The following is a 16302-nucleotide window of genomic DNA, read 5'->3' as shown; positions in this document are numbered from 1 at the left end:
AGCTTGAGCGAACCCTCAATCTATTTCAGCGAGGTCAATGAGCGGCAGGGGGTGTTCTCCCGCCGGACCTTCCTGATGGGCGGCCTGGCCGGCGTCGGGGTGCTGGCCCTGGCCGGACGGCTGGCGCAGCTGCAGATCGTCGACGCCGACCGCTACAAGCTGATGGCGGCCGACAACCAGTTCAACTTCCGCCTGGTGCCGCCGCCGCGCGGCCTGATCGTCGACCGCAACGGCGTGGCCCTGGCCTCCAACCGCCCGAACTTCCGGGTGATGCTGACCAAGGACCAGGTCGACGACGTCGACGCCACGCTCGACACGCTGTCGCTGATCTCGCCGCTGTCGCCCGACCGGCGCAAGGCGGTGATGCGCGACATCGAGCAGAGCCCACGGTTCGCGCCGGTCTCGGTGATGGACGACCTGACCTGGGAGCAGTTCTCCGCGGTCAACGTCCGCCTGCCGCAACTGCCCGGCGTCACCGCCGACATGGGCGAGGTGCGCGTCTATCCGTTCGGCGGGGCCTTCGCCCATGTGATCGGCTATGTCTCCAAGGTCTCGGACGTCGACCTCAAGGCGCCGGGGGCGATGAACGACCCGCTGATGCACAATCCGGGCTTCCGCATCGGCAAGCAGGGCGTCGAGAAGGCCCTGGACCGCGAACTGCGCGGCAAGGCCGGCGGCAAGAAGGTCGAGGTCGACGCCCGCGGGCGGGTGATCCGCGAGGACCCGCGCGGCGACATCAAGGCCGTGCCCGGCAAGGAGGTGGCGCTGTCCCTCGACGCCGACGTCCAGAACCGGGCTCTGGAGGTGATGGGCGAGGAGAGCGGGGCCATCGTGCTGATGGACTGCCGGTCGGGCGATCTTCTGTGCATGGTCTCCACGCCCAGCTTCGACGCCAACCGCTTCGTCAAGGGCCTGTCGGGCCCCGAGTACAAGGCCCTGGCCGAGTACGAGCGCAAGCCGCTGCTGGACAAGGCGCTGAGCGGCACCTACCCGCCGGGCTCGACCTTCAAGACCATGACCGCCCTCTCGGCTCTGGAGTCGGGGATCAATCCCGAGGAGCGCATCGTCTGCTCGGGCGGCTGGTTCTTCGGCGGCCGCACCTTCCACTGCTGGCAGAAGCGCGGCCATGGCGCGCAGAGCATGCACGACGCCATCAAGAATTCGTGCGACGTCTACTTCTACCAGATGGCGCTGCGGATCGGCCCGGACGTCATCGCCAGGACCGCGCGGGCGTTCGGCATCAACCAGATCTTCGACATCGGCATTCCGGGCCAGAAGAGCGGGACGCTTCCCGACCGCGACTGGAAGCGCAAGCGTTTCCCCAAGGACCCGGTCTGGCATCCCGGCGAGTCGCCGAGCTTCGGCATCGGGCAGGGGGCTCTGGCGGTGAACGCCCTGCAGCTGGCGGTGATGACCTCGCGGCTGGCCAACGGCCGCAAGGCGCTCAATCCCCGCCTGATCAAGTCGATCGGCGGCGTGGCCACCCCGTCCGGCGCCGACGTGCCCGACCTCCCGTTCAGCAAGGAGCACCTCGACATCGTCCGCGGCGGCATGGCGGCGGTGGCCAACGACGTCACCGGCACGGCCTACAAGCAGAGCCAGCTCGGTCTCGGCGACGTCAAGATGGCCGGCAAGACCGGCACCGCCCAGGTGCGCAACTACGACAAGGCGACCACCCGCAAGGCGTCGGAGTGGCGGTTCAAGGACCACAACCTGTTCGTCGCCTTCGCGCCCTATGACGATCCGCGCTACGCCATGTCGGTGATCATCCAGCACGGCGGCCTGGGCGGCGCGACGGCCGCCGCGCCCCGCGCGCGCGAGGTGATGCGGGTGGCCCTGCTCAAGGACCCGGAGGTGCGGGCGCGGATCGAGAAGCCGATGCCCATGCCCGAGGCCCCGCCGGCCGCCGCCGGCGAGGTCGAGGGCGCCGCGCCGCCGCCGCCCACCGACGCGTCGGGCCAGCCGTCGCCGTTCCCCTCCAGCCCACCGCCGGACCCGCAATGACCGCCAGCGCCCTGACCCGCCCCGGCGAGCGCGATCGCCTGATCGTCAAGTTCGGCCAGATCGACTGGGCGCTCTGCGTCCTGCTGTCGCTGATCGCGGGGGCGGGCGGGGTGATGCTCTATTCGATCGCCGGCAGTTCGTGGACGCCGTGGGCGGCGGACCACCTGATCCGCTTCTCGATCTTCTTCGGCCTGATGATCGTCCTGGCCCTGATCGACATCCGCGTCTGGTTCGCCCTGGCCTATCCGGTCTACGGCATGGGGCTGCTGATGCTCATCGCCGTGGCCCTTGTGGGCGAGGTCTCGCTGGGCGCCCAGCGCTGGCTGCACCTCGGCTTCGTGCGCATCCAGCCGTCCGAGATCATGAAGGTCGGCCTCGTCCTCGCCCTGGCGCGTTTCTATCACGGCGTCTCGGCCAAGGATGCGCGCTTCTCGTGGAAGCTGCTGATCCCGGCGGGGCTGATCGGCATGCCCGCCCTGCTGGTGGCGCACCAGCCCGACCTCGGCACGGCGATCCTGTTGTCGGCCACGGGCGCGGCCATCGTGGTGCTGGCCGGGCTCGACTGGCGGGTGATCCTGACCGGGGTGGTCGGCGCGGCGGTGGCGGTGCCGCCCTTCATCATGTTCGTGATGAAGGACTATCAGCGCGACCGCATCCTGACCTTCCTCAATCCCGAGAACGACCCCTCGGGCGCCGGCTACCACACCTTGCAGGCCAAGATCGCCCTGGGCTCGGGCGGCCTGCTCGGCAAGGGCTACGGCCTCGGCTCGCAGAGCCAGCTCAACTTCCTGCCCGAAAAGCAGACCGATTTCATCTTCGCCACCCTGGCCGAGGAGTTCGGTTTCGTCGGCTGCGTGTCGATCCTGATCCTCTACGCCGCGGTGATCTTCATCGCCCTGCGCATCGCCGCCACCGCCCACAGCCATTTCGGCCGCCTGTGCGCGGCCGGGATCACGGCGACCTTCACCCTCTACGTGCTGATCAACGGGGCGATGGTCATGGGCCTGGCCCCGGTGGTGGGCGTGCCGATGCCGCTCTTGTCCTACGGCGGCACGGTGATGCTGACGGTGATGGTCGGCTTCGGCCTGGTCCAGGCCGTGCGGGTGCACCGCTATTCGGAAGTGACCAGCGGCAAGGGCACGCTGGTCTGACCGGCGCTTCGGCAGGCTCGCCGCCGCCCGGGCGGCGCTAGACCGTGAAGGCCTGGTCCGTGGCGCGCACCAGGCCGTCGACCACCCCGGGTTCGGTCGAGGCGTGGCCGGCGTCCCAGATCAGGTCGAACCGCGCCTCGGGCCAGGCCTTGTGCAGCCTCCAGGCGCTTTCCATCGGCGTGACCACGTCGAAGCGGCCCTGGACGATCCAGCCGGGGATGTGGCGGATGCGGCCGATGTTCTTGAGCAGCCAGCCGTCCTCCTCGAAGAAGCCCTTGTTGGCGAAGAAGTGGCATTCGATGCGGGCGAAGGCGATGGCGAAGTCGGCCTCGTTGAACTTGGCCGGCCGCGCCTCGGGGCCGCGGATCGAGATGGTGTCGCCCTCCCACTGGCTCCAGGCCTCGGCGGCCTCAGCCTGGACGGCGCGGTCGGCATGGGTCAGCCGGCGGTGATAGGCGGCCATCAGGTCGCCGCGCTCGGCCTCGGGGATCGGGGCCAGGAACCGCTCCCAGGCGTCGGGGAAGAGGTACGAGGCCCCGTCCTGGTAGAACCAGCCCAGCTCGCGGTCGGTCAGCAGGAACACGCCGCGCAGGACCAGCGCCTCGACCCGTTCGGGATGGGTGACGGCGTAGGCGAGGGCGAGCGTCGATCCCCACGAGCCGCCGAACACCGTCCAGCGCTCGACGCCCAGGTGGACGCGCAGTCGCTCGATGTCCTCGATCAGGCTCCAGGTGGTGTTGTTGTCGAGGCTGGCGTTCGGCCGCGACTTGCCGCAGCCGCGCTGGTCGAACAGCGCCATCCGCCAGCGCTTGGGGTCGAAGAAGCGGCGCATGGTGGGGTTGATGGCCCCGCCCGGGCCGCCGTGCAGGATGACGCAGGGCTTGCCGTTCGGCTTGCCGCACTCCTCGTAATAGATCTCGTGGCCGTCGCCGGTGGGCAGCCATCCGGCCGCGAACGGCTCGTTGTCGGAGTAAAGTCCGCGACGGGGCGCCTGGGCGACGGCGGCGTCTGGCGAGGGAGCGTGGCGTTCCATGTCCCCAGCCTACTGCGGGCCGTCGCCGCCCGCCATACAGCTATTGGTGAAAGCGACGATCCAGCCAGTCGAGAATGGCCAGGTTGACCGCCTCGGGCCGCTCCTGCTGGGTCCAGTGGCCTGAATCGCGCACCAGCACCTTCTCCAGGTCCGGGACATAGGCCTCCATGCCGTCGGCGGCCGAGGGCGGCAGCACCGCGTCCTTCTCGGCCATGATCATCAGGGCGGGGGCCGCGACCTTCTGCTCCACCCCGGCGGTGCGCTCCCAGTTGCGGGTGAAGTTGCGGTACCAGTTGATCCCGCCGGTGAAGCCGGTCGCCTGGTAGGTTTCGACGAAGGCGGCGGTTTCTTCGTCGGTCAGGAAGCGGTCGCGGCGGTCGGCGGCCGGGTCGTAGGCCTCCAGCATGCGGATCAGCGCGAAGCTAGAACCCGACCCCGAACCCGATCCGGACCGGGCCCCGGCCAGGCCGGCGGAGGGCGGCTGGTCGGGCGGCGGCTTTCGCATGAAGAAGTCCATGGTCTTGCCGACGTCGGCGGCCAGGATGGCGTCGGCGTCGCCATAGGTCTGGAAATGCACGATGTACATGTCGTCGCCGAAGCGGGCGCGCATGATGGCGATGGGGTCGGCCGGCGGCCGGGGCATGAACGGGGTGTTGATCCCGATGACGCCGGCGACGCGGTCGGGATGCAGCAGGGCCATCTGCCAGACGACGATGCCGCCCCAGTCGTGGCCGCAGAACACCGCCTTGTCGACGCCCAGGTGATCGAGCAGGGCGGCCAGGTCGCCGGTCAGGCGTTCGATGTCGTAGTCCTCGACCGCCGCCGGTCGGTCGCTGAGGCCGTAGCCGCGCTGGTCGGGCGCGATCACCCAGCGGCCGGCGTCGGCCAGCGCCTTGATCTGGTGGCGCCACGAGAAGGCCAGTTCCGGCCAGCCGTGGCAGAGGATCACCGGCGTTCCGCGGCGCGGCCCCGCCTCGTAATAGGCCAGCCGCACCTCGCCGAGCTGGGCGTACTGGACCGGCGGCATCTGGCGAGCGAGCGCGTCCGACATGGCGTTCCCCGAGGCGTTGTCTCAAACAATTGTTTAGGCTGAACGGCGTTCGCCGGTCTGGCAAGGGCGGTGCAGGGTTTTCTCGCCGTCGAAAGCGGATAAAAGCGGGCCTTCCGCCGACCGGGAGCCCGCTTGTCCATTCCGACCCAACAGATCGAAGGCCCCGCCCGCACGCCCTGGGGCCTCGTCGTCCTGCTCGGCGCCCTGACCGCCTTCGCCCCCATGTCGATCGACATGTACCTGCCGAGCCTGCCGGCGATCGGCGCGACGCTGCGCGCCAGCCCCGAGGCGACCCAGGCGACGTTGTCGACCTTCTTTCTGGGCATGGCCTTGGGCCAGTTCCTCTATGGGCCGGCGTCCGACCGTTTCGGCCGCCGCGCGCCGATCCTGATCGGCGCCCTGGTCTACGCGCTCGCCTCGGCCGCCTGCGCGCTCGCCCCGACGATCGAGGCCCTGCAGGGCGCGCGGTTCGTCCAGGCCCTGGGCGGCTGCGCCGGGGCGGTGGTGGCGCGGGCCATCGTCCGCGACCGCTTCAACCACCAGGACACGGCGCGCATCCTGTCGCTGCTGATGCTGATCATGGGGCTGGCGCCGATCCTGGCGCCCCTGGCCGGCGGCGCGATCCTGGCGGCGGCCGGCTGGCGGGCGATCTTCTGGACCCTGGCCGGGTTCGGCGTGCTGATCGGCGTCTGGGTGGCGACGCGGCTGGCCGAGTCGCGCTCGGCCGAGACGGCCGCCCAGGCCAGGGCCGAGCATCCGCTGCGGGCCTACGCCGCCCTGCTGAGCGAGCCGCGCCTGTTGGGCTACGCCATCGCCGGGGCGCTGAACGGGGCCACGCTGTTCACCTACATTTCGGCCTCGCCCGACCTGGTGATCGGCGCCTATGGCGTGTCGCCCCAGGCGTTCGGCTGGGTGTTCGGGATCAACGCCCTGGGCGTCATCGGCGCCAGCCAGGTCAACCGGCGCCTGCTGCGGCGGCGCACGGCCGACGCCATCCTGGCCAAGGCCTCGATCGTCTCGGTCGCCGCCGCGGTCCTGCTGGCGGGGGCGGCCTTCACCGGCCTCGGCGGCCGCTGGTCGGTGCTGGGGCTGCTGTTCGTGGTGCTGGCCTCGTTCGGCCTGATGCAGGGCAACACCATGGCCGGCGCGCTCAGCGTCGATCCCCGCCGGGCCGGCTCGATATCGGCGCTGATGGGTGGGGCCTCGTTCGCCGCCGGGGCGATCGCCTCGTGGCTCGGCGGCGCCTTCCACGACGGCACGGCCCGGCCGATGGCGACGGTGATGCTGGTCTGCCTGACCGGTTCGTGCGCGGCCCTGTTCCTGCTCGCCCTGCGCCGGCCTCAGGCCTCGGCCTGACGGCTCCGCAGCGCCGACCAGCCCAGGCAGACCCAGCCGGCCAGGAAGGCGGCGCCGCCCAGGGGCGTGACCGCGCCCAGCCAGCGCGGGCCGCCCAGGGCCATGGCGTAGAGCGATCCCGAGAACAGCACGGCGCCGGCCAGGAACAGCGTCGCCGTCACGCCGGCGCCCCGGCCGGCGAGGCGGCCGATCGCCACCGCCGCCAGCACGGCGAGGGCGTGGACGATCTGGTACTGCGAGCCCAGGCGCAGCCACTCCTTGGCCTGCGGGTCGGCGACGCCGTGGGCGGCGAAGGCGCCCAGCGCCACGGCCAGAAAGCCGCTGGCGGCGGCCAGGGCCGTCCACATCCGATCCTGTCTGGTCACGCGAAAGCCTTCCCTTAGGTCACAATTGCATTCGAGCGCGCCGACCTTAGGCTGAACCGGTCGGACGCCGAAAGCCCCGGAAACAGGGGGCGGGCGCCGATGCAGGAGGAGACTGCCGGATGCCGCTGACCCGGGGCGACGACTATCCCATCCACCAGACGCCCGAGCCGGTCGCCTATTCCGGCACGGACCGGAATTTCTACGACCGCTACTTTTTCAACGGCTACGGCCCCGATCCGGACGACGGGGGCGAGGACTTCTTCGCCGTGGCGTTCGGGGTCTATCCGCACCTGAACATCGCCGACGCCGCGTTCACGATGGTGCGGGGCGGGGTCGAGACCGCCCTGCACGCCAGCCGCTGGCTGGGCATGGAGCGGATGGACCTGCGCGTCGGGCCGATCGCCGTCGAGGTGCTGGAGCCGCTGCGCCGTCTCAAGGTCACGGTCGAGGCGCCCGAGCATGGCCTGCGGGCCGAGCTGGTCTTCGAGGGCCGCGCCTTTCCCGTCGAGGAGCCGCGCTTCACCCGCCGGATCGGGCCACGCACCTTCATGGACTACACCCGCATGACCCAGAACGGCCGCTATTCCGGCTGGGTCGAGCGGGACGGCGAGCGGCGCTCCGTCGACGGGTTCGTCGGCACGCGCGACCGGTCCTGGGGCGTGCGGCCGGTCGGCGCCCGCGATCCGCAGGAGACCCCGCCGCCCCAGCCGCCGCAGTTCTTCTGGCTGTGGTCGCCCTGCAACTTTCCGTCCGGCGGCTTCTTCTTCCACACCAACGACGACGGGGAGGGGCGGCCCTGGAACCGTCGCGCGGTCTGGGCGCCGGACGGCGCCGACGAAGCCGGGCTGCGCCATATCGACCAGGCGAGCGTCGAGATCGACTGGAAGTCCGGCACGCGCCACGCCCGGCGGGCGGTGGTGCGGCTGACCGATGCACAGGGCGAGCGGCGGATCGTCTTCGAGCCCACCTACGAATTCTACATGCTCGGCCTGGGCTACGGCCATCCGAAGTGGGGACACGGCCTGGCGCACGGGCCGCTGGCCGTCGAGCGCGAGGACCTCGACCTCGCCGCCGTCGATCCGCGCCTGCCGCACCACCTGCACGTCCAGGCCCTGTCCAAGGTCACATACAGCGACGCCGCCGGCCGCGTCCAGGTCGGGCGCGGGGTGCTGGAGCAACTGGCGCTCGGGCCGCACGCGCCCTCTGGATTCAAGGACCTGCTGGACTTCGCGCCGTGACCGCGCCGATCTTCGCCGGCGGTCTCGCCGAGCGCCTGGCGGCCTATCTGTCCCGGCTCTGGGACGGGCCGGTCGAGATCCGCGACCTGTCGCGCATTCCCGGCGGCGCCAGCCGCGAGACCTATCGTTTCGACGCCGTGGTCGGCGGGGAGACGCGGGGGCTGATCCTGCGGCGCGACCCGCCGGGCAGCCTGATCGACACCGACCGCCGGCTGGAATACGCGGCCTATGAGAGCTTCCACGGCCGCGAGGCGCCGACGCCGCGGCCGGTCGCGCTGGAGGCCGGCGAAAGCGAGCTCGAACGACCGTTCTTCCTGATGGAGCGGATCGACGGCGGCCGGGCCGCCGGGCCGTTCACCGCCGACCCCTACGGCGCCCACGCGCGGGCCCTGGGCGAGCAGTTCTTCGCCATCCTCGGCCGTATCGCCCGCGCCGATCCGGCCGGCCTGCCTATCGCCCGGCTCAGTCAGACCCCGGCGGCCGACGCCTGCTGGCTGCGCGAGCTCGACCATTGGGAGGGCGTCATCGACTCCGACGAGCAGCACCCCCAGCCCATCGTGCGCGCCGCCATCCGCCGCCTGCGCCGCAACCCGCCGCCGTCGGCCCAGAAGATCAGCGTGGTCCATGGCGACTATCGCAGCGGCAACTTCATGCACGACGGCGGCGGTCGCATCGTGGCGGTGCTCGACTGGGAGATGGCGCATCTTGGCGATCCGCTGGAGGACCTGGGCTGGGCCATCGATCCGCTATGGGCGCACTTCGAGACCGAGCGCGTCGGCGGGATGCTTCCCCGCGCCGAGGCGATCGCCATCTGGGAGCGCGAGAGCGGCCTGGCCGCCGACCCCGCCGCCCTGGCCTGGTGGGAGTTGTTCAACGCCGTCAAGGGGCAGGGCATCTGGACCTCGGCGGCCAAGGAATACGCCGACGGCGGTTATCGCGACCCGGTGCTGGGCTTCTCCGGCTGGTACACGGCCCGGCGTCACGACAAGATCATCGCCGACCGCCTGGTCGCTCTGGAGGCCTGGACATGACGCCCTCCGTTCCCGAGCTGCTGGTCGGCAACTTCCTCTGCCTGATCGAGCCGCCGCAGCCCGAGGCGATGGGCGAGTTCATGGCCGGCAAGGTGGCCGTGACCGGCCTGATCGGCCTGCTGGCGGCGCAGGAGGCGCAGAGCGGGGTCGAAACCCGCGTCTGGGAGAACGCTGCCCTGCGCGCGCTGTTCGCCGAGGCCGCGGCCGCCGTTCCATCGGACCTCGGTGATCGGTTGGCCGCGGCCGCGGCCGGCGAGGACCGCGACCTCTCGCTGGGGGCGCTGGACCGGGGCAACGCCGGGCTGCGCCGGTTGCTGATCGAGCTGCATGTCGCCGCCGAGACGGCGGGCGACCGGGCGCTGGACCGTCGTATCCTCGGCCTCTACCAGCAGATGGCCGACCGTCGCCTGCTGACCCTGCCGCCGATGCCGGCCCGCTGAAGCCCGCCGCTTGCGGCCGGCGGCGGCGAGGCCTATTCCAGGGCGGGGGCTGGGAGGGTCGCCATGCGCAAGCGCACGGCCGCGATTGCGGCGTTGTCGGTCGCGGGGTTGGTCTTCGGCGCGGCTCGCGCCCAGGAGACCAAGACGTTCAAGAGCTGGAGCGCGGCGTGCGACAACGCCCGCGCCTGCACCGCTTTCGGGTTCACCGAGGACGGGTCGGATCAGCGGGGCTTCCTGCGCATCCAGCGCCAGGCCGGCCCGGCCGCCGCGCCGGCCGTCTCCGTGGCCAGCGCCGACGCCGGCGCGGGCCCGCCCAAGCCCTGGACGGTCAAGATCGACGGCCGGACCCTGCCGGGCCTGGGCGGCGTGCGCCCAGCCGGGCGCGACGACGACCGCCGTATCGATCTTTCGCCGACGCAGGCGAGCGCCTTGATCGCGGCCTTGCGCAACGGCGGCGTCCTGACGGTGGAGGAGGGCGCGACGCCCATCCTGTCGATCAGCCTCGCCGGCAGCACGGCTTCGCTGTTGTGGATCGACGATCGCCAGGGGCGCGCCGGCGGGGCCACCGCCCTGGTGGCGCGCGGCGCCAAGCCGGCCGCCGCCGTCCCGCCGCCGCCGGCCCTGCCGGTCGTGCGCCGCGCGCCGCCGGTGGCGCAGTCGGGGCTGCCGGCCGCCCTGCCCAAATCGCTCGCCCGGACCGGCGCCTTCAGCGACTGCGACAGCGAAGGCGCGCCGGCCTCGGACGAGATCGAGATCCATCGCCTCTCGCCCGGCGTCGTGCTGTTCGCCGCGCCCTGCATGCGCGGCGCCTACAATCTGGTCTACGGCCTGATGCTGGCGGACGAACGGGGGAGGCGCGCGCGCCTGGCCGACCTGCCCCTGTCGCCCGGCTCCAACCCGGCCGTCACCAGTTCGCTGATGAACATCGGGTTCGACCCCAAGACCCAGACCCTGACCAGCTTCGGCAAGGGGCGAGGCCCGGGCGACTGCGGCGAGAGCCTGACCTGGGTGTGGGACGGCGCCGCCTTCCGCCTGGTCGAGGACGTCGCCATGTCGGCTTGCAAGGGCGTCGGGCCGGACGACTGGCCGACGGTCTACCGCGCCGTGGTCCGCTGACCGGCCGCCCGATCGCCGCGACTCGGTCCGCGCGACTCTGATAGGGCGGGGCCATGCCGATCACCCTGCGCCTGGGCCTCTACTACGCCACGATCTTCGCGGGGACGGGCGTGAGCCTGCCCTATATCGCCGTCTGGTTCCGGGCCCAGGGGCTGAACGGGGCGCAGATCGGAGCCATCCTGTCCGCGCCGATGCTGGCCCGCGTGCTGACCGGCCCGGCCCTCGGCCTTTGGGCCGACGGCTTCCGGCTGCGGCGCACCCCGATGGCGCTGCTGGGCGCGGCGGCGGCGGCGGGCTACGCCGCCTTGGGGTTCATGCACGGGTTCTGGGCCTGGTTCGTCGCCTGGTTCGTCGGGGCCACCGCCATCGCCGCCCTGACCCCGCTGGCCGACGTCGTCGCCATCCGGCGGGCGCGGCTGGACGGTTTCGTCTATGGCCTGCCGCGCGGCGTCGGCTCGACGGCCTATGTGCTGGCCAACCTGACCATGGGGCTGCTGCTGACCCGCTGGCCGCCGCAGATCGTGCTGTGGTGGATCGTGGTCCTGGCCGTGCTGACGATCGCGGCGGCGCGCGTGCTGTTGCCGCCGGACCCGGTGCATGACGGCGCGCGCGTGGGCGGACGCGACCGCCTGCGTGGGCTGGGCGGCCTCCTGCGCGACCGGACGTTCCTGCTGGCGGCGGTCTCGGCCGGGCTGATCCAGGCCGGGCACGCCTTCTACTACGGCTTCTCGACGCTGATCTGGAAGGCGCAGGGGCTCTCCGCCGCCCTGATCGGCATGCTCTGGGCGGTCGGGGTCGCGGCCGAGGTGGCCTTCATGTGGTTCATGGAGCCGTGGCGTCGGCGGCTCGGGCCGGCGCGCCTCCTGGCCCTGGGCGGCCTCGGCGCCGTCGTGCGCTGGACGGCGCTGGGCCTGTCGCCGCCGGTGGCCCTGCTGGTTCCGTTGCAGGGCCTGCACATGTTCAGCTTCACCAGCACCTACATGGCGTCGTTGCAGATGATGGAGCGGCTGGCGCCGCCGCAGAGCGCCTCGGCGGCGCAGACCTTCAGCTCGGCCCTGTCGACCGGGCTGCTGATCGGGATCGCCACCCTGGCCTCGGGACCGCTGTTCGACGCCGTCGGCGCGGCCGGCTATTTCGCGATGGCGGCGACGGCCGGCTGCGGCCTGGCCGGCGCCCTGATCCTGGTGCGGCGGCCGGCTTCCGAACTGGCGTGACCGGGGTCACCAGTCGGTCGGGCTGACCTCGAACGCCCGGACCTCGGACATGGTGCGCAGCCGCAGCGCCAGCGCTTCGACCGCGCCGCGATCCTCGGTGGCCGCCATGATCTTGTAGATGAAGGCGTCGTCCTGCTCGTCGGTGCAGTAGGCCAGCCGGGCGGCGACGAAGCCGTAGTCGCGCAGCAGCGAGCGGATCTCGTCCGGGCCGGGCGCCGTCTCACGGGCGAAGCGCAGCTCGACATGGCTGTAGATCTGCTGCGGCATGCGGTCCTCGACCTTGCGCATGAGCGACAGGGTGATCAGCAGGATCGCCGTGGCGGCCAGGCCCGGGAACCAGAAGCCCGCGCCGATCAGCACCCCGATCGCCGCAGTGACCCAGATCGAGGCGGCGGTGGTCAGGCCGTGGACGGTCAGCCCCTCCTTGAAGATCACCCCCGCGCCCAGGAAGCCGATCCCGGTCATGATCCCCTGGACGATGCGGCCGGGGGCGAAGCTGACGATCTGATGCGGAATTCCGGGCGGGTAGAGGAAGAACTCGAAGAGGGCCAGGATCATCACCAGCGAACAGCCGAGCGAGACCAGGGCGTGGGTCCGAAAGCCGGCCGGGCGGCCATGGAAGGTCCGCTCCAGCCCGATGGCCGCGCCCGCCGCCCAAGCCGCGCCGAGACGCAGGATGATCTCGATATAGTGCTGCTCCAAGGCGTTCAGCCTCCGATAGGGGCGCCCTTCGCGCCGGGCCGGCGTCGCCCTAACCCCACAGGGCCGGCGACGGGGGTTCAATCATGGAACCATGAAAAATCAATCCAGGCTCGCGGTCTCGCGCGAGAAGGAGCGGGCCGTCGAGATCGACCACCCGCGCGCCCTGGGCGAGGATCATCGCCGGCGCCATGGCCAGGGAGGTGGCGACCATGCAGCCGGCCATGATCTCCAGGCCGAGCGCCCTGGCGTCGGCGACCAGGGCCAGGGCCTCGGTCAGGCCGCCGGTCTTGTCCAGCTTGACGTTGACGCAGCCGTACCGCCGGGCGATGGCGGCGAGATCGGCGCGGGTGTGCAGGCTTTCGTCGGCGCACAGCGGCACCGGGCTGGCGAAACCCTCCAGCGCCTCGTCCGCGCCGGCCTTCAGCGGCTGTTCGATCAGCAGCACGTCGAGGCGCGCGAACTCGGGGGCCAGCCGGACGAGGTCGTCGAAGGACAGGGCTTCGTTGGCGTCGACCACCAGCCGCGTCCTGGGCGCGGCCCGACGCACCGCCTCGACCCGCTCCAGGTCGCCTGGGCCGCCGATCTTGAGCTTGAGCATCGGGCGGCGGGCGGCGGCGCGGGCCTGTTCGGCCATGACCTCGGGGGCGGCGAGACTGATGGTGTAGCAGGTCTTGACCGGATCGAGGCGCTGTCGGCCGGCGCGGACGTGCGCTGGAACGCCGCTCTGCTTGGCCTCCAGGTCCCACAAGGCGCAGTCGAGGGCGTTGCGGGCGGCGCCGGGACGCAACAGGTCCTGCAAAGCGGCGCGGTCGCAGCCGGCCTCCAGCGGCCCGCGGGCGGCCTCGATCTCGCCCAGCACGCCCTCGACCGTCTCGCCATAGCGGGGGTAGGGCGTGCATTCGCCGCGTCCGACCGCGTCGCCGCAGCGCAGCTCGGCCACCACCACATGCGCCTCGGTCTTGGAGCCGCGGGCGATGGTGAAGGCCCCGGCTATGGGCCAGCGCTCGTCGCGCGCCTCGAGGCGGCGCATCAGCCGACGTCGCCGGTCGCCGCTTCCAGCAGCAGGAAGGCGCGGCCCTGGTCGGTGGTCAGCAGGGACAGGGCCAGCTCGCCTTGCGGATCGCGCCGCGCGCCGTCGGCCAGCAGGCCTTCGTAGCGGCGGACGAAACGCTCGGCCTGGGTGCGCAGGCCGCGATCGGCCAGCAGGCGGCGGGACAGGCGCCGGACGGCCGCCGGGGCCAGGCGCTTGACCATCTCGCGGGCGGCGGCGATGTCGCCGTCCTGCAGCTCGGCGGCGACTTCCTCGATCCGCGCCCGCGGCAGCAGCGCCGCCGCGTCGATGCCCAGGGCCTCGATCTCGGCGATCAGCTTGACGGCGGTCTGCTCGCCGCCCTCGACGTCGTCGTCCATCGAGGACAGCAGCTCTTTCCAGGTCCAGCCGTCGGTCTCGGCGGCCTGGGGCTCGGCCGGGGCGCGGCCGCCGGCGGCGTCGAAGACGTCGGCGAACTCGGCGTCGCTGGCGGTCGGCGTCAGCTTGAGGCGAGGGCGCAGTCCGGAGGTCGCGGCGGCGTCCGGGGCCGGCGGGGGCGCGGGCGGCGCGGCGCGGGGCGCGGCGGTCGGAGCTGGGTCGGGACGCAGGGAGAACTGGGCCGAGACCGACGACAGCGGCGAGCGCGCCGGCCGCGAGGCCGAGGCGGCGCCCGAGGCGGCTCCGCCGACGACGCCCATCAGGCGCACGGCCTCGCTGAGCATCTCGTAGTTGCGGCGCACGCGCTCCTGGAAGGCGGCGTCGATGGCCTGGGTCTCCTCGGCCGCCTTGCGCGCCGAGGCCAGCAGGTGGTCGACGCCGCGCTCGACGGCGGCCTGGACCTCCTGGCTGCGGCTCTGGGCGTCGGCCGGGAGCCGGGCGGTGCGCGCCTCCAACTCGGCCAGCAGATTTTCCAGTTCGGCCAGGGTCTGGCGGGTCGAGCCGACGCTTTCCTCCAGCCGCTTGGCCGAGCGGGCGCCGGCTTCGTCGACCAGGTTGGCGGACCGCTCGATCAGCGTGCGCGCCTCGTTCAGGCGGGATTCGAACAGGGCGTCCGCCTTCTGTCCGACGCCGAAGGCGGCCTCGCCCAATTGGTCGATCTTCAGGCGCGCGACCTCGGCTTGGGCCGCCGCCGCCTCGCGGGCCTGTTCCGCAGCCGAAGCCAGGTCGTCGATCACGCGTCGCGCCTCGCTCTCCATCGACAGGCGCTGCTGTGAGGCGGCGTCGGCGATGGCGTTCAGCGAGTGCATGGCCGAGGCGCCGAACAGGTCGCGCTCTTCCTTGGCGGCCTCGGCCAGTTCGCGGAACTGGTCGGCGGCGGCCCCGATCAGGCGCTGCAGGTTCTCGGCGTTGCGCGAAGCGGCCTCGCCCAGTTCGGAGGCACCGCCATAAGCCTTGGCCACCAGTTCGGCGAGCTGGGCCTGCTGGCTCTCGATCTGGGCGGCGAAGTCTTCTTGCTCGGTGCGCAGACCGTGCACGATCGCCACCAGAGCGCCGCGCTGTTCGGCCAGGCCTTCCTCGACCAGGCGGGCCTGTTCGCCGACCGTGGCGCCGGCCGCCTCCAGGCGGGCGCTCTGGCGGGTCAGGTCCTCGGACGCGATCCGGGCCACGTCGCCGGTCTCGCCGGCCGCGGCGGCGAGGTCGGCGGCGCGGGCCGCCAGGGCGGCCTCGGCCTCGCGCAGCTGGGTCTCGGCCAAGTCGGACGCTTCGGCGACCATGCGGGCCTGGCGGGTGATGGCGTCGGCCACCCCGACCACCTGGGCGTCGAGCGTCGTCGACAGCGCGCCGAGGGCTTCGCGTTCCTTGCCCAGCCCCTGCGTGACGGCCTCGGCCGTGCGCGCCGAGGCGCCGGCCGCCTCGACCAACCGTTCGGTCTCCAGAGCCAACACCTCGCGCAGGGCGGCCAGTTCGTTGCGGGCCTGAGCGGCGGCGGCGGTGGCGCTGTCGATCTCGCGACGGACTGTCTCGACAATCGATCCGGTCTTGGCCGCCGCGAGGACGGCCGGCTCCAGCATGTCGCGGGCCAGAGCCTTGTTGCGCCTCGCCTCGGCGGCCAGCCGCAGGCCCTGTTTGAGAACGAAGGCGGCGACCCAGACCAGGCCGATCGGTCCGATGGCCAGCAGGCCGAGGACGATCAGCGCGAAGACCGGCTGGTCCAGCGGCGACACCCGCCCGAGATAGCCCAGGGCGTAGGCGATCGGGCCAAGGCCCCACATCACCGAAACCACCAGGGCGGCCAGATAGACGAAGCGGCCGGCGGCCGGCTCCTTGACCGAAGGCTGAAGGTGGTCGACCGGAGCCCGCGTCGGCGGCGCGGCGCGTTTTGGCGGGCGCGGGGCCGGACCGGAGGCGGGCAGGGCGGCCTCGGGTTCGGCCGGCGCCATCGCGGGGACGGCCAGTTCGATCTCGGGATCGGCGGTCGGCGGCGGCGCGGGCGCGGCGGCGTCGTCGAAAACGAAGGCTGGCCCCAGCCGCGCGGCGGCGTCCTCCGACGTTTTCGGGACTGCGCCGAAATCCAACGGCTTAGGCCTCTTAACCTTCATCAGCGACCGTCCTGTGGGCAGGGTTGTCCCG

At 72.2% G+C, this 16302-nt stretch carries 14 protein-coding genes; 8 read left to right on the top strand and 6 right to left on the bottom strand.

Translation table 11 applies throughout. The annotated features are described in order from the left end of the window. Positions 1-3: 3 nt before the first annotated feature. A complete protein-coding gene (gene mrdA, locus C5708_RS03410) occupies positions 4-2004 on the top strand; it encodes a penicillin-binding protein 2 (RefSeq protein WP_242917827.1) in 2001 nt (666 codons plus the stop codon). Further along, on the top strand, positions 2001-3155 hold the full coding sequence (rodA, locus tag C5708_RS03405; protein ID WP_242917825.1) for a rod shape-determining protein RodA: 1155 nt from the start codon (positions 2001-2003) through the stop codon (positions 3153-3155). The genes mrdA and rodA overlap by 4 nt, the downstream gene beginning before the upstream one ends. 37 nt (positions 3156-3192) lie before the next feature. On the opposite strand, the gene pip is transcribed toward rodA, so the two are convergent. Both pip and C5708_RS03395 read right to left on the bottom strand, forming a co-directional pair. Further along, positions 3193-4188: a prolyl aminopeptidase gene (gene pip, locus C5708_RS03400; RefSeq protein WP_242917823.1), complete on the bottom strand. Its 996-nt coding sequence runs from the start codon at positions 4186-4188 to the stop codon at positions 3193-3195. Between the two features lie 40 nt (positions 4189-4228). Beyond that, positions 4229-5239: an alpha/beta hydrolase gene (locus tag C5708_RS03395; protein ID WP_242917821.1), complete on the bottom strand. Its 1011-nt coding sequence runs from the start codon at positions 5237-5239 to the stop codon at positions 4229-4231. A gap of 132 nt (positions 5240-5371) precedes the next feature. Between C5708_RS03395 and C5708_RS03390 the strand changes: the two genes are divergently transcribed. Beyond that, the gene (locus C5708_RS03390) at positions 5372-6595 is read left to right on the top strand and encodes a multidrug effflux MFS transporter (RefSeq protein ID WP_242917819.1); all 1224 of its coding nucleotides are present in this window, start codon (positions 5372-5374) and stop codon (positions 6593-6595) included. Here C5708_RS03390 and C5708_RS03385 read toward each other — a convergent pair. Next, positions 6580-6960, bottom strand: coding sequence for a DUF423 domain-containing protein (locus C5708_RS03385; protein ID WP_347566992.1), 381 nt, complete (start codon positions 6958-6960; stop codon positions 6580-6582). The genes C5708_RS03390 and C5708_RS03385 overlap by 16 nt on opposite strands. Positions 6961-7079: 119 nt before the next feature. Here C5708_RS03385 and C5708_RS03380 point away from each other — a divergent pair, with 119 nt between their 5' ends. The 5 genes from C5708_RS03380 to C5708_RS03360 all read left to right on the top strand — a co-directional run bounded on the left by C5708_RS03380 (position 7080) and on the right by C5708_RS03360 (position 11999). Beyond that, the gene (locus tag C5708_RS03380; protein ID WP_242917817.1) at positions 7080-8198 is read left to right on the top strand and encodes a hypothetical protein; all 1119 of its coding nucleotides are present in this window, start codon (positions 7080-7082) and stop codon (positions 8196-8198) included. Further along, on the top strand, positions 8195-9229 hold the full coding sequence (locus tag C5708_RS03375) for a phosphotransferase family protein (RefSeq protein ID WP_242917815.1): 1035 nt from the start codon (positions 8195-8197) through the stop codon (positions 9227-9229). The genes C5708_RS03380 and C5708_RS03375 overlap by 4 nt, the downstream gene beginning before the upstream one ends. After that, entirely contained in the window at positions 9226-9669 is a 444-nt protein-coding gene (locus C5708_RS03370) for a hypothetical protein (protein WP_242917813.1), read from the top strand. The genes C5708_RS03375 and C5708_RS03370 overlap by 4 nt, the downstream gene beginning before the upstream one ends. Positions 9670-9732: 63 nt before the next feature. After that, the gene (locus C5708_RS03365; RefSeq protein ID WP_242917811.1) at positions 9733-10785 is read left to right on the top strand and encodes a DUF1176 domain-containing protein; all 1053 of its coding nucleotides are present in this window, start codon (positions 9733-9735) and stop codon (positions 10783-10785) included. Positions 10786-10838: 53 nt separating this feature from the next. Beyond that, positions 10839-11999, top strand: coding sequence for an MFS transporter (locus C5708_RS03360; RefSeq protein ID WP_242917809.1), 1161 nt, complete (start codon positions 10839-10841; stop codon positions 11997-11999). A 6-nt stretch (positions 12000-12005) separates the two neighbouring features. Here the strand turns inward: C5708_RS03360 and C5708_RS03355 are convergent, their stop codons facing one another. Genes C5708_RS03355 through C5708_RS03345 form a run of 3 tightly spaced genes read right to left on the bottom strand, consistent with a single transcriptional unit; the run spans position 12006 to position 16271 of the window. Next, positions 12006-12701 (bottom strand): MgtC/SapB family protein, encoded by a 696-nt coding sequence (locus C5708_RS03355; RefSeq protein WP_242917807.1) that lies wholly within the window; start codon positions 12699-12701, stop codon positions 12006-12008. A 49-nt stretch (positions 12702-12750) separates the two neighbouring features. Then, complete coding sequence (dgcA, locus tag C5708_RS03350) at positions 12751-13731, bottom strand: N-acetyl-D-Glu racemase DgcA (RefSeq protein WP_242917805.1); 981 nt, start codon at positions 13729-13731, stop codon at positions 12751-12753. Beyond that, on the bottom strand, positions 13731-16271 hold the full coding sequence (locus tag C5708_RS03345; RefSeq protein WP_242917803.1) for a polar localization protein TipN: 2541 nt from the start codon (positions 16269-16271) through the stop codon (positions 13731-13733). The genes dgcA and C5708_RS03345 overlap by 1 nt, the downstream gene beginning before the upstream one ends. Positions 16272-16302: the final 31 nt, after the last annotated feature.

The sequence above is a fragment of the Caulobacter sp. CCUG 60055 genome, assembly GCF_022750545.1.
Classification (GTDB): domain Bacteria; phylum Pseudomonadota; class Alphaproteobacteria; order Caulobacterales; family Caulobacteraceae; genus PUIC01.
This window is presented reverse-complemented; position numbering and strand designations above follow the sequence as displayed.

What these genes read in the sequence shown, in the direction of transcription:
- rodA (WP_242917825.1), top strand. Translation starts at nt 2,001, where the DNA reads ATGACCGCCAGCGCCCTGACCCGCCCCGGCGAGCGCGATCGCCTGATC.
- pip (WP_242917823.1), bottom strand. Translation starts at nt 4,188, where the DNA reads ATGGAACGCCACGCTCCCTCGCCAGACGCCGCCGTCGCCCAGGCGCCC.
- C5708_RS03395 (WP_242917821.1), bottom strand. Translation starts at nt 5,239, where the DNA reads ATGTCGGACGCGCTCGCTCGCCAGATGCCGCCGGTCCAGTACGCCCAG.
- C5708_RS03380 (WP_242917817.1), top strand. Translation starts at nt 7,080, where the DNA reads ATGCCGCTGACCCGGGGCGACGACTATCCCATCCACCAGACGCCCGAG.
- C5708_RS03370 (WP_242917813.1), top strand. Translation starts at nt 9,226, where the DNA reads ATGACGCCCTCCGTTCCCGAGCTGCTGGTCGGCAACTTCCTCTGCCTG.
- C5708_RS03365 (WP_242917811.1), top strand. Translation starts at nt 9,733, where the DNA reads ATGCGCAAGCGCACGGCCGCGATTGCGGCGTTGTCGGTCGCGGGGTTG.
- C5708_RS03360 (WP_242917809.1), top strand. Translation starts at nt 10,839, where the DNA reads ATGCCGATCACCCTGCGCCTGGGCCTCTACTACGCCACGATCTTCGCG.
- dgcA (WP_242917805.1), bottom strand. Translation starts at nt 13,731, where the DNA reads ATGCGCCGCCTCGAGGCGCGCGACGAGCGCTGGCCCATAGCCGGGGCC.
- C5708_RS03345 (WP_242917803.1), bottom strand. Translation starts at nt 16,271, where the DNA reads ATGAAGGTTAAGAGGCCTAAGCCGTTGGATTTCGGCGCAGTCCCGAAA.